The sequence below is a fragment of the Pseudomonas sp. W3I7 genome (genome assembly GCF_030816095.1).
GTDB classification, from domain to species: domain Bacteria; phylum Pseudomonadota; class Gammaproteobacteria; order Pseudomonadales; family Pseudomonadaceae; genus Aquipseudomonas; species Aquipseudomonas salomonii.
The window spans coordinates 766,410-779,807 of the sequence record NZ_JAUSXP010000001.1 but is presented as its reverse complement, the minus strand read 5'-3'; the positions used below and the strand labels follow the sequence as shown (position 1 = coordinate 779,807).

The window sequence follows — 13,398 nt, the reverse complement described above, 5'->3', positions numbered from 1 at the left end:
AGAAAGTTTCTGCTAGAATGCCCGGCTTTCTTTAACAACCTTAGGTGACACATCCATGCAGCCCATGCTGAATATCGCGCTGCGCGCCGCCCGCAGCGCCAGTGAATTGATCTTCCGCTCCATCGAGCGCCTGGATACCATCAAGGTCGACGAAAAAGACGCCAAGGATTATGTATCCGAGGTGGATCGCGCCGCTGAGCAAAAAATCATCGACGCGCTGCGCAAGGCCTACCCTACCCACGGCATCCTCGGTGAAGAAACCGGCTTGCACAAAGGCAGCGGCGAAGGCGAAGACTACCTGTGGATCATCGACCCACTGGACGGCACCACCAACTTCCTGCGCGGCATCCCACACTTTGCAGTCAGCATTGCCTGCAAATACCGTGGCCGCCTTGAACACGCCGTCGTACTCGACCCGGTTCGCCAGGAAGAATTCACCGCCAGCCGTGGCCGTGGCGCCCAGCTGAACGGTCGTCGCCTGCGTGTCAGCGGCCGTACCAGCCTGGACGGCGCCCTGCTGGGCACTGGCTTCCCGTTCCGTGACGACCAGATGGACAACCTGGAAAACTACCTGGGCATGTTCCGCGCCCTGGTTGGCCAGACCGCTGGCATCCGCCGCGCCGGTGCTGCCAGCCTGGACCTGGCGTATGTTGCCGCCGGTCGTTTTGATGCGTTCTGGGAGTCGGGCCTGTCCGAGTGGGACATGGCTGCAGGCGCCCTGCTGATCCAGGAAGCTGGCGGCCTGGTGAGCGACTTCACCGGTGGTCACGACTTCCTGGAGAAAGGCCACGTAGTTGCCGGCAACACCAAATGCTTCAAGGCAGTACTGACGGCGATCCAGCCGCACCTGCCGGCTTCGCTGAAGCGTTAAGCGAGCGAGCACAAAAAAGCACCCCGAGGGGTGCTTTTTTTTGCCTGGGATTTGGTATCCCAGCTCCCACACTTGGATTGATGCCAGCCTTACTGCTGGTTCTGACCCAGGATCAGACGACCTTCCTTATCCACTGGAATCTGGCCGCCCGGATCACGGTCCATACGCACGGAACCTTCTTTGCCATCCAGGTTGTAGCGCACGTCATAACCCACAACCTTGTCACTGATATCGTTGACCGTGCTGCAACGCTGCTGCGTGGTGGTATAGGTATCGCGGTTCTGCATACCTTCCTGCACCTTGTTACCGGCGTAACCGCCACCAACCGCACCGGCTACAGTAGCCAGCTTCTTGCCATTACCACCACCGACCTGGTTGCCCAACAGGCCACCGGCCAGCGCACCGACCACGGTGCCGACGATTTGATGTTGATCCTGCACCGGCTTCTGCCGGGTCACGGTGACGTCCTTGCAGACCTCACGAGGGGTTTTGATCTGGGTTTTCACCGGCTGCACTGCCAGCACTTGCGCATACTCAGGGCCGCTTTTTACCAGGCTGTAGGTGGCAACAGCACCCCCGGCAGTCACACCGACAGCACCCAATACCGCACCAACCAGTAACGACTTGTTCACGTGAACCTCCTGACCATCACAAGCGGACCGAAACGTCCGCGCTATACCCAGCCTTGGAGCAAAAAAAAAGGCACGAGTTCAATACTCGTGCCTTATTTGTAACAGCGCATCAACGATCGCCCATCAAGGACGGTCGTCGACCTCCTTGCCGGTAGCGGCAGGCGGGATCAAGTCTTCGCTGTTGAGGTTCAGCCAGATCAGCACCACGTTGGCAATGTAGATCGACGAGTAGGTACCCGCCAGAACGCCGATGAACAGCGCCAGGGAGAAGCCCCACAGGTTGTCGCCACCGAAGATCATCAGCGCAGCAATCGCCAGCAAGGTGGAGATCGACGTCGCCATGGTCCGCAGCAGAGTCTGGGTGGTGGAAATGTTGATGTTCTCGATCAGCGTGGCCTTGCGCAGTACGCGGAAGTTCTCACGAACCCGGTCGAATACCACGATGGTGTCGTTGAGCGAGTAACCAATGATCGCCAACACCGCCGCCAACACCGTCAGGTCGAAGGTGATCTGGAAGTACGCCAGGATACCCACGGTGACGATAACGTCGTGGATCAGCGACACAATCGCGCCGACGCCGAACTTCCACTGAAAGCGGAACGCCAGGTAGACCATGATGCCGGCCAACGCCATCAGCATGCCGAGGCCGCCTTGGTCGCGCAGCTCTTCACCCACCTGCGGGCCTACGAACTCGACACGCTTGACCGACGCCGGGTTGTCACCGCCGACCTTCTGCAAGGCTTCGGCTACCTGATGACCCAACTGCGGGTCTTCGCCCGGCATACGCACCAGCAGGTCGGTGGTAGCACCAAAGCTCTGCACGATGGCTTCGTGATAGCCGGCCTTGACCAGCTCGCTGCGCACCAGGGTAACGTCGGCCGGCTTCTCGTAGGTCAGCTCGATGAGCGTACCACCGGTGAAGTCCAGACCGTAGTTCAGGCCCTTATGGAACCAGCTGAACAACGCCAGAACGGTAAGGAGCACTGTGGCGCCGAACGCAATGTTGCGAACGCCCATGAAGTTGATTGTACGTAACATGGCAGCCCCTTAAATCCACAACTTCTTGAAGTCACGTCCGCCAAAGATCAGGTTGACCATTGCGCGGGTCACCATGATGGCCGTGAACATCGAGGTAAAGATACCGAGGGACATGGTCACCGCAAAACCTTTGACGGGGCCGGTGCCCATGGCAAAGAGAATCCCGCCGACCAGCAGAGTGGTCAGGTTGGAGTCGAGAATCGCGGTAAATGCCCGGCCGAAGCCTTCGTTGATTGCACGTTGTACGGTCATGCCCGCCGCGATCTCTTCACGAATCCGCGAGAAGATCAGTACGTTGGCGTCTACCGCCATACCCATGGTGAGTACGATACCGGCGATACCTGGCAGGGTCAGCGTTGCACCCAACAGCGACATCAGTGCCAGCAGCATTACCATGTTGCCCGCCAGGGCCACGGTGGCGATGATACCGAAGAAGCGATAGATGGCGATGATGAACAGGGATACGAACAGCATGCCCCACAAGGCTGCATCGACCCCCTTGGTGATGTTGTCGGCACCCAGGCTCGGGCCGATGGTGCGTTCTTCAGCGAAGTACATCGGCGCCGCCAGGCCACCCGCACGCAGCAGCAGTGCCAGCTCGGACGACTCGCCCTGGCCATTCAGGCCAGTGATGCGGAATTGAGCACCCAGCGGCGACTGGATGGTCGCCAGGCTGATGATCTTCTTCTCTTCCTTGAAGGTCTGCACCGGCACGTCTTTCTCGACACCGTCGACCATTTGTTTGGTGTAGGTGGTGACCGGGCGTTGCTCGATGAAGATCACCGCCATGCTGCGACCGACGTTGCTGCGCGTGGCGCGGCTCATCAGGTCACCGCCATGGCCATCCAGACGGATGTTCACTTCCGGAGTACCGTGCTGCGAATCGAAACCCGCCTTGGCGTCAGTCACCTGATCACCGGTGATGATCAAGCCACGCTCGATCAGCGCTGGAGGACGATTGCCTTCGCGGAACTCGAATTCTTCGGCAGTCGCACGAGTCGCACCCGGCTCAGCCGCCAGACGGAATTCCAGGTTGGCGGTTTTACCCAAGATACGCTTGGCTTCAGCGGTATCTTGTACGCCTGGCAGTTCAACCACGATGCGGTTGGCACCTTGACGCTGCACGATCGGTTCAGCCACACCCAGCTCGTTGACGCGGTTACGGACCGTGGTCAAGTTCTGCTTGATGGAGTATTCGCGGATTTCCGCGATCTTGGCCGGGCTCATCGCCAAACGCAGTACAGCCTGACCATTCAGGTCAGCCGGCACGATGTCGAAATCATTGAAGTTCTTGCGCACCAGGGCACGGGCCTGTTCGCGGGTCGCTTCATCAGAAAAGCCCAGCTGGATGGCACCGTTGAGCTGCGGCAGGCTGCGATAACGCACCTTCTCTTTGCGCAGCAGGCTCTTCACGTCGCCTTCGTAGACTTTTAGGCGTGCGTCGAGGGCTTTGTCCATGTCGACTTCCAGCAGGAAGTGCACACCACCGGACAAGTCCAGACCCAGCTTCATCGGGTGCGCGCCAATGCTGCGCAGCCATTTCGGCGTGGTCTGTGCCAGGTTGAGCGCGACTACGTAGTCGTCACCCATGGCCTTGCGCACGACGTCTTTGGCCGGCAATTGGTCTTCGGCCTTGGTCAGGCGCAACAAACCGCCTTTCGCATCAGACGCCAGGGTTGCCGCTTTTACCTGGATACCGGCGTCGGTGAGCGCTTTGCTCGCACGGTCCAAGTCAGCCTGATTGACCTGCAGCGTAGTGCTGGCGCCAGTGATCTGGATCGCAGGGTCATCAGGATAAAGATTGGGAGCGGAATAAATAAAACCGATCGCCAGCACCGCCAGGATCAGTACGTATTTCCACAGAGGGTATTTGTTCAGCATCACGCCGCCCGCTTATAACGCGGGGCGCCTTGCGCGCCCCGTCGATTGGTAAAGGTTGTTACTTAGATCGCTTTGAGCGTGCCTTTTGGCAGCGTGGCGGCGATGGCGCCCTTCTGGAACTTCATTTCTACGGTGTCGGAGACTTCCAGAACCACGAAAGCATCGGAAACCTTGGTGATCTTGCCGGCGATACCGCCAGTGGTCACCACTTCGTCGCCTTTCTGCAGGCTGCCCAGCAGGTTTTTCTGCTCTTTGGCGCGCTTGGCCTGTGGACGCCAGATCATCAGGTAGAAGATGACCAGGAAGCCGACCAGGAAAATCCACTCGAAACCACCGCCCATAGGGCCGGCAGCGGCAGGCGCAGCGGCGTCAGCCATGGCATTAGAGATAAAAAAGCTCATTTAGCACTCCAGTTGCAAATAGTGAATCTTAGGGTCGGAAAACTCAGTCCAAGGGCGGCACAGGGAGCCCGCGCTTGGCATAGAAGGCATCGACGAAGGCGGCCAATGTACCCTGTTGAATAGCCTCGCGCAAACCAGCCATCAGGACTTGGTAGTGACGCAAATTGTGGATGGTATTCAACATGCTACCCAGCATTTCCCCGCACTTGTCCAGATGGTGCAGATAAGCACGCGAGAAGTTCTGGCAGGTGTAGCAGTCACAGGTGGGATCGAGCGGCGAATCATCATGGCGATGGAACGCGTTACGGATCTTCAGCACGCCTGTATCGATGAACAGATGCCCATTGCGGGCATTACGGGTTGGCATCACGCAATCGAACATGTCCACACCGCGGCGCACACCCTCTACGAGATCTTCCGGTTTGCCAACGCCCATAAGGTAACGAGGTTTGTCAGCGGGCATCAGACCCGGCAGGTAATCCAGCACCTTGATCATCTCGTGCTTGGGCTCACCCACCGACAGACCGCCGATGGCCAGGCCGTCAAAGCCGATTTTGTCGAGGCCTTCCAGCGAGCGCTTGCGCAGGCTTTCGTGCATGCCACCCTGGACGATACCGAACAGCGCAGCGGTGTTATCGCCGTGGGCGTTTTTCGAGCGCTGAGCCCAACGCAACGACAACTCCATGGAGATGCGTGCCACGTCTTCGTCCGCAGGGTACGGCGTGCACTCGTCAAAAATCATCACGATGTCGGAGCCAAGATCACGCTGTACCTGCATCGACTCTTCAGGGCCCATGAACACTTTGGAACCGTCCACCGGCGAGGCGAACGTCACGCCCTCTTCCTTGATCTTGCGCATGGCACCCAGGCTGAATACCTGGAAACCACCGGAGTCGGTGAGGATCGGGCCTTGCCACTTCATGAAGTCATGCAGGTCGCCATGCTTCTTGATCACTTCCGTGCCCGGGCGCAGCCACAGGTGGAAGGTGTTGCCCAGGATGATCTCGGCGCCAGTGGCGACGATGTCGCGCGGCAGCATGCCTTTTACCGTGCCGTAAGTGCCCACAGGCATGAAGGCCGGGGTTTCGACGGTGCCACGCGGGAACGTGAGGCGACCACGACGAGCCTTGCCATCGGTGGCCAACAATTCAAACGACATACGACTCATAGTTGCTCCTCATGGCCCGCTTCTTTAGGAGCAGTCGGCGCAGGGTTACGGGTGATAAACATCGCATCACCGTAGCTGAAAAAACGGTATCCATTATCGACGGCGGCGTTATACGCCGCCATTGTTTCGGGATAACCCGCGAAGGCCGACACCAGCATCAACAGCGTGGATTCCGGCAAATGAAAATTGGTCACCAGGCAATCGACCACATGGAACGGCCGGCCCGGAAAAATAAAGATATCGGTATCGCCACTGAACGGCTTGAGCACACCATCGCGCGCGGCACTCTCCAACGAGCGCACGCTGGTGGTGCCCACCGCCACAACACGACCGCCACGCGCCTTGCACGCAGCCACCGCATCCACGACTTCCTGGCTGACTTCCAGCCATTCACTGTGCATATGGTGGTCTTCGATGTTATCCACACGCACCGGCTGAAACGTGCCGGCCCCCACGTGCAGGGTCACATAAGCGCTTTCGACACCCTTGGCGGCAATCGCATCCAGCAGCGGCTGGTCGAAGTGCAGGCCGGCCGTTGGCGCGGCCACGGCGCCCAGGCGCTGGGAGTACACCGTCTGGTAGCGCTCGCGGTCCGAGTCTTCGTCGGGGCGGTCGATATAAGGAGGCAGCGGCATATGGCCGACACGCTCCAAAAGCGGCAACACTTCTTCGGCAAACTTGAGCTCGAACAACGCATCATGGCGCGCAACCATCTCGGCTTCGCCACCGCCATCGATGAGGATGCTCGAGCCGGGTTTCGGCGACTTACTGGAGCGCACATGGGCCAGCACGCGATGGCTGTCCAGCACCCGTTCCACCAGAATTTCCAGCTTGCCGCCGGACGCTTTCTGGCCAAACAGCCGTGCCGGAATCACCCGGGTATTGTTAAACACCATCAAATCGCCTGGGCGTAAATGCTCAAGCAAATCAGTGAATTGACGGTGTGCAAGGGCACCGCTCACCCCGTCCAGGGTCAGCAGTCGACTGGCGCGACGCTCGGCCAAAGGGTGGCGAGCGATCAGCGAATCAGGGAGCTCAAAAGTAAAGTCAGCAACGCGCATGATGGGGTTCGTCTAGCAGGGCCGGGAAGTCTAGCGGAAATAGTGAAAATTGACCATGAAACGTGATTGACCAACGGTAATCTCATCTCTATACTTCGCCGCCATTGAGCCCTGATGGCGGAATTGGTAGACGCGGCGGATTCAAAATCCGTTTTCGAAAGGAGTGGGAGTTCGAGTCTCCCTCGGGGCACCATATAGCAGTATCTGAAAGTCTCTACCAGGCTTTCAGCAGCAGAGAAACCGGCCACTTGAGCCGGTTTTTTTGTGCCTGGCGATCTACCTTTGTATCCCCTTATTCGTTGTATTCCTGTGGCGCGAACAAGCCCTGCCCGACGGCAACGTTGATGTGCGCGTGATCGGCCTTACAGGGTGAGGCATACCGCACAATTAAGGACGCAGGATAAGCACCAGGCGAGCCATAAGGCGCGTGGCAGACACTCTGCACACCCTGAACCCTTCAACGTGATTGACGCCCATAGACAGCCTCTGAGCCGATAGGGGGCGATCGCGTCCAGCAAGCCGATGCGTAGTGGTTCTACGAACTCTTTTCTCTATGATGGCTAACCAGCCATGCCTAGGGTGCTTGTTATGCCAGCCTCCACCGATCACAACTGCGCTGTCGTTTTATGCGCAGCTACCAATAACGACCTGGAAGATCTGGTATCCATCAGAATTGAGGCCATGCGCGAAAGCCTTGAACGGCTTGGACGATTTAACCCCGATCGTGCGCGCGAACGATTTCTTGGCGGGTTTGACGCCAGCAGCACACGGCGCATAGAAGTAGCAGGCGACCTGGTCGGTTTCGTCGTTATCAAAGACCATCAGGACGAACTTCTGCTTGACCACTTGTATGTGATCCCCAGCGCTCAAGGAGCAGGAATCGGCTCCGAGGTTCTTACTCAGATTTTCAGAGAGGCTGACGAGATCGGGCGCCCGATCAGAGTTGGTGCCTTGAAGGAAAGCGCTTCAAATCGTTTTTACACTCGCCACGGTTTTGTGTTCGTCGAAAGCGGTGAATTCGATAATTACTATGTCCGGATTAACCGCAACGCCGTTGATTTAGAGCAACCAGACGGTTCTTGATACGGCACCCCGTCCGAGACTGCACGCGAAGTGAGTTGCTGTTTTCGACCGCCCAAAACAAAACCCCTGATTGCGTTAGCAATCAGGGGTTTCGGAATTTAATCTTGACGATGACCTACTCTCACATGGGGAAACCCCACACTACCATCGGCGATGCATCGTTTCACTACTGAGTTCGGGATGGGATCAGGTGGTTCCAATGCTCTATGGTCGTCAAGAAATTCGGGTACTGAGTCGTAGCCAGCTGGCTTCGCTTCAGCAAATTGGGTATGTGATAGCTTTCGGTGTTTTGTGAGCGTCGAACTTTCGGTTCATCTCGTCTTCACACACCGCAATCTGATGCTCTTTATTAGAGAGTCGACTCAAATTGCTTGGGTGTTATATGGTCAAGCCTCACGGGCAATTAGTATTGGTTAGCTCAACGCCTCACAGCGCTTACACACCCAACCTATCAACGTCGTAGTCTTCGACGGCCCTTCAGGGGACTCAAGGTCCCAGTGAGATCTCATCTTGAGGCTAGTTTCCCGCTTAGATGCTTTCAGCGGTTATCTATTCCGAACATAGCTACCCGGCAATGCCACTGGCGTGACAACCGGAACACCAGAGGTTCGTCCACTCCGGTCCTCTCGTACTAGGAGCAGCCCCTCTCAAATCTCAAACGTCCACGGCAGATAGGGACCGAACTGTCTCACGACGTTCTAAACCCAGCTCGCGTACCACTTTAAATGGCGAACAGCCATACCCTTGGGACCGGCTTCAGCCCCAGGATGTGATGAGCCGACATCGAGGTGCCAAACACCGCCGTCGATATGAACTCTTGGGCGGTATCAGCCTGTTATCCCCGGAGTACCTTTTATCCGTTGAGCGATGGCCCTTCCATACAGAACCACCGGATCACTAAGACCTACTTTCGTACCTGCTCGACGTGTCTGTCTCGCAGTCAAGCGCGCTTTTGCCTTTATACTCTACGACCGATTTCCGACCGGTCTGAGCGCACCTTCGTACTCCTCCGTTACTCTTTAGGAGGAGACCGCCCCAGTCAAACTACCCACCATACACTGTCCTCGATCCGGATAACGGACCTGAGTTAGAACCTCAAAGTTGCCAGGGTGGTATTTCAAGGTTGGCTCCACGCAGACTGGCGTCCACGCTTCAAAGCCTCCCACCTATCCTACACAAGCAAATTCAAAGTCCAGTGCAAAGCTATAGTAAAGGTTCACGGGGTCTTTCCGTCTAGCCGCGGATACACTGCATCTTCACAGCGATTTCAATTTCACTGAGTCTCGGGTGGAGACAGCGCCGCCATCGTTACGCCATTCGTGCAGGTCGGAACTTACCCGACAAGGAATTTCGCTACCTTAGGACCGTTATAGTTACGGCCGCCGTTTACCGGGGCTTCGATCAAGAGCTTCGCGTTAGCTAACCCCATCAATTAACCTTCCGGCACCGGGCAGGCGTCACACCCTATACGTCCACTTTCGTGTTTGCAGAGTGCTGTGTTTTTAATAAACAGTCGCAGCGGCCTGGTATCTTCGACCGGCATGAGCTTACGGAGCAAGTCCTTCACCCTCACCGGCGCACCTTCTCCCGAAGTTACGGTGCCATTTTGCCTAGTTCCTTCACCCGAGTTCTCTCAAGCGCCTTGGTATTCTCTACCCAACCACCTGTGTCGGTTTGGGGTACGGTTCCTGGTTACCTGAAGCTTAGAAGCTTTTCTTGGAAGCATGGCATCAACCACTTCGTTAACTAAAAGTTAACTCGTCATCAGCTCTCGGCCTTAAGATCCCGGATTTACCTAAGATCTCAGCCTACCACCTTAAACTTGGACAACCAACGCCAAGCTGGCCTAGCCTTCTCCGTCCCTCCATCGCAATAACCAGAAGTACAGGAATATTAACCTGTTTTCCATCGACTACGCTTTTCAGCCTCGCCTTAGGGACCGACTAACCCTGCGTCGATTAACGTTGCGCAGGAAACCTTGGTCTTTCGGCGTGGGTGTTTTTCACACCCATTGTCGTTACTCATGTCAGCATTCGCACTTCTGATACCTCCAGCAAGCTTCTCAACTCACCTTCACAGGCTTACAGAACGCTCCTCTACCGCATCACTTACGTGATACCCGTAGCTTCGGTGTATGGTTTGAGCCCCGTTACATCTTCCGCGCAGGCCGACTCGACTAGTGAGCTATTACGCTTTCTTTAAAGGGTGGCTGCTTCTAAGCCAACCTCCTAGCTGTCTAAGCCTTCCCACATCGTTTCCCACTTAACCATAACTTTGGGACCTTAGCTGACGGTCTGGGTTGTTTCCCTTTTCACGACGGACGTTAGCACCCGCCGTGTGTCTCCCATGCTCGGCACTTGTAGGTATTCGGAGTTTGCATCGGTTTGGTAAGTCGGGATGACCCCCTAGCCGAAACAGTGCTCTACCCCCTACAGTGATACATGAGGCGCTACCTAAATAGCTTTCGAGGAGAACCAGCTATCTCCGAGCTTGATTAGCCTTTCACTCCGATCCACAGGTCATCCGCTAACTTTTCAACGGTAGTCGGTTCGGTCCTCCAGTTAGTGTTACCCAACCTTCAACCTGCCCATGGATAGATCGCCCGGTTTCGGGTCTATTCCCAGCGACTAGACGCCCTATTAAGACTCGCTTTCGCTACGCCTCCCCTATTCGGTTAAGCTCGCCACTGAAAATAAGTCGCTGACCCATTATACAAAAGGTACGCAGTCACCCAACAAAGTGGGCTCCCACTGCTTGTACGCATACGGTTTCAGGATCTATTTCACTCCCCTCTCCGGGGTTCTTTTCGCCTTTCCCTCACGGTACTAGTTCACTATCGGTCAGTCAGTAGTATTTAGCCTTGGAGGATGGTCCCCCCATATTCAGACAAAGTTTCTCGTGCTCCGTCCTACTCGATTTCATGACTAAGAGATTTTCGCGTACAGGGCTATCACCCACTATGGCCGCACTTTCCAGAGCGTTCCGCTAATCTCAAAGCCACTTAAGGGCTAGTCCCCGTTCGCTCGCCACTACTAAGGGAATCTCGGTTGATTTCTTTTCCTCAGGGTACTTAGATGTTTCAGTTCCCCTGGTTCGCCTCTTACGCCTATGTATTCAGCGTAAGATAACCATCTTATGATGGCTGGGTTCCCCCATTCAGACATCTCCGGATCAAAGTCTGTTTGCCGACTCCCCGAAGCTTTTCGCAGGCTACCACGTCTTTCATCGCCTCTGACTGCCAAGGCATCCACCGTATGCGCTTCTTCACTTGACCATATAACCCCAAGCAATCTGGTTATACTGTGAAGACAACATTCGCCGAAAATTCGAATTTCTCAATTAAGAGAACTCACAAATTTTACCTTAGCCTGATCCGTTACCAGTGAAAGTAACGTTCAGTCTATCTTTCTATCACATACCCAAATTTTTAAAGAACGGTTCTGAAAAAGATCAGAGCTAATTATTCGAGTCGAATAGTTAGCTCTGTACTTTGACAAACGCATGAATCAAGCAATTCGTGTGGGAACTTATGGAGCAGCTGATGTCGTCGATTAAGGAGGTGATCCAGCCGCAGGTTCCCCTACGGCTACCTTGTTACGACTTCACCCCAGTCATGAATCACACCGTGGTAACCGTCCTCCCGAGGGTTAGACTAGCTACTTCTGGTGCAACCCACTCCCATGGTGTGACGGGCGGTGTGTACAAGGCCCGGGAACGTATTCACCGCGACATTCTGATTCGCGATTACTAGCGATTCCGACTTCACGCAGTCGAGTTGCAGACTGCGATCCGGACTACGATCGGTTTTGTGGGATTAGCTCCACCTCGCGGCTTGGCAACCCTCTGTACCGACCATTGTAGCACGTGTGTAGCCCAGGCCGTAAGGGCCATGATGACTTGACGTCATCCCCACCTTCCTCCGGTTTGTCACCGGCAGTCTCCTTAGAGTGCCCACCATAACGTGCTGGTAACTAAGGACAAGGGTTGCGCTCGTTACGGGACTTAACCCAACATCTCACGACACGAGCTGACGACAGCCATGCAGCACCTGTCTCAATGTTCCCGAAGGCACCAATCTATCTCTAGAAAGTTCATTGGATGTCAAGGCCTGGTAAGGTTCTTCGCGTTGCTTCGAATTAAACCACATGCTCCACCGCTTGTGCGGGCCCCCGTCAATTCATTTGAGTTTTAACCTTGCGGCCGTACTCCCCAGGCGGTCAACTTAATGCGTTAGCTGCGCCACTAAAAGCTCAAGGCTTCCAACGGCTAGTTGACATCGTTTACGGCGTGGACTACCAGGGTATCTAATCCTGTTTGCTCCCCACGCTTTCGCACCTCAGTGTCAGTATTAGTCCAGGTGGTCGCCTTCGCCACTGGTGTTCCTTCCTATATCTACGCATTTCACCGCTACACAGGAAATTCCACCACCCTCTACCATACTCTAGTCAGTCAGTTTTGAATGCAGTTCCCAGGTTGAGCCCGGGGATTTCACATCCAACTTAACAAACCACCTACGCGCGCTTTACGCCCAGTAATTCCGATTAACGCTTGCACCCTCTGTATTACCGCGGCTGCTGGCACAGAGTTAGCCGGTGCTTATTCTGTCGGTAACGTCAAAACACTAACGTATTAGGTTAATGCCCTTCCTCCCAACTTAAAGTGCTTTACAATCCGAAGACCTTCTTCACACACGCGGCATGGCTGGATCAGGCTTTCGCCCATTGTCCAATATTCCCCACTGCTGCCTCCCGTAGGAGTCTGGACCGTGTCTCAGTTCCAGTGTGACTGATCATCCTCTCAGACCAGTTACGGATCGTCGCCTTGGTGAGCCATTACCTCACCAACTAGCTAATCCGACCTAGGCTCATCTGATAGCGCAAGGCCCGAAGGTCCCCTGCTTTCTCCCGTAGGACGTATGCGGTATTAGCGTCCGTTTCCGAACGTTATCCCCCACTACCAGGCAGATTCCTAGGCTTTACTCACCCGTCCGCCGCTCTCAAGAGAAGCAAGCTTCTCTCTACCGCTCGACTTGCATGTGTTAGGCCTGCCGCCAGCGTTCAATCTGAGCCATGATCAAACTCTTCAGTTCAAACATCTTTGGGTTTTTAAGAAACCCTAAACTTGGCTCAGCAATCGTTGGTTACATCTTTGATTTCTCGCGGAGTAACTTGTGATGCTGATAATCTTGTTGACTATCAGTCTGACTCCACAAGCACCCACACGAATTGCTTGATTCAGTTGTTAAAGAGCGGTTGGTTAAGAT

At 55.4% G+C, this 13,398-nt stretch carries 8 protein-coding genes, 1 tRNA gene and 3 rRNA genes; 3 read left to right on the top strand and 9 right to left on the bottom strand.

All coding sequences use genetic code 11. The annotated features are described in order from the left end of the window. Positions 1-55: 55 nt before the first annotated feature. Positions 56-871, top strand: coding sequence for an inositol-phosphate phosphatase (gene suhB, locus QF043_RS03710; protein ID WP_003175971.1), 816 nt, complete (start codon positions 56-58; stop codon positions 869-871). Positions 872-960: 89 nt separating this feature from the next. Here suhB and QF043_RS03705 read toward each other — a convergent pair whose 3' ends face one another. The 6 genes from QF043_RS03705 to queA all read right to left on the bottom strand — a co-directional run bounded on the left by QF043_RS03705 (position 961) and on the right by queA (position 7,052). Further along, positions 961-1,503, bottom strand: a complete 543-nt coding sequence (locus tag QF043_RS03705) for a glycine zipper 2TM domain-containing protein (protein WP_017135941.1) — start codon at positions 1,501-1,503, stop codon at positions 961-963. A gap of 123 nt (positions 1,504-1,626) precedes the next feature. Then, a complete protein-coding gene (secF, locus tag QF043_RS03700; RefSeq protein ID WP_056858739.1) occupies positions 1,627-2,541 on the bottom strand; it encodes a protein translocase subunit SecF in 915 nt (304 codons plus the stop codon). 9 nt (positions 2,542-2,550) lie between these two features. After that, positions 2,551-4,422: a protein translocase subunit SecD gene (gene secD, locus QF043_RS03695; protein WP_305455479.1), complete on the bottom strand. Its 1,872-nt coding sequence runs from the start codon at positions 4,420-4,422 to the stop codon at positions 2,551-2,553. A gap of 62 nt (positions 4,423-4,484) precedes the next feature. Further along, positions 4,485-4,823: a preprotein translocase subunit YajC gene (gene yajC / locus QF043_RS03690; protein WP_003175975.1), complete on the bottom strand. Its 339-nt coding sequence runs from the start codon at positions 4,821-4,823 to the stop codon at positions 4,485-4,487. Between the two features lie 43 nt (positions 4,824-4,866). Further along, complete coding sequence (gene tgt / locus QF043_RS03685) at positions 4,867-5,982, bottom strand: tRNA guanosine(34) transglycosylase Tgt (protein ID WP_003175976.1); 1,116 nt, start codon at positions 5,980-5,982, stop codon at positions 4,867-4,869. A 5-nt stretch (positions 5,983-5,987) separates the two neighbouring features. Beyond that, positions 5,988-7,052, bottom strand: a complete 1,065-nt coding sequence (gene queA, locus QF043_RS03680; protein ID WP_307417553.1) for a tRNA preQ1(34) S-adenosylmethionine ribosyltransferase-isomerase QueA — start codon at positions 7,050-7,052, stop codon at positions 5,988-5,990. A 108-nt stretch (positions 7,053-7,160) separates the two neighbouring features. On the opposite strand from queA, the gene QF043_RS03675 reads away from it, so the two are divergent. Further along, a tRNA-Leu gene (locus tag QF043_RS03675) sits at positions 7,161-7,245 on the top strand. Between the two features lie 395 nt (positions 7,246-7,640). Continuing rightward, positions 7,641-8,135, top strand: a complete 495-nt coding sequence (locus tag QF043_RS03670) for a GNAT family N-acetyltransferase (RefSeq protein ID WP_307417552.1) — start codon at positions 7,641-7,643, stop codon at positions 8,133-8,135. Between the two features lie 102 nt (positions 8,136-8,237). On the opposite strand, the gene rrf is transcribed toward QF043_RS03670, so the two are convergent. The 3 genes from rrf to QF043_RS03655 form a co-directional block, all read right to left on the bottom strand. Beyond that, positions 8,238-8,353: ribosomal RNA gene (rrf, locus tag QF043_RS03665) — 5S ribosomal RNA — on the bottom strand. Positions 8,354-8,517: 164 nt separating this feature from the next. Further along, positions 8,518-11,409, bottom strand: a 23S ribosomal RNA gene (locus tag QF043_RS03660). A 278-nt stretch (positions 11,410-11,687) separates the two neighbouring features. Then, positions 11,688-13,224, bottom strand: a 16S ribosomal RNA gene (locus tag QF043_RS03655). Together the 16S, 23S and 5S rRNA genes form the textbook arrangement of a ribosomal RNA operon. Positions 13,225-13,398: the final 174 nt, after the last annotated feature.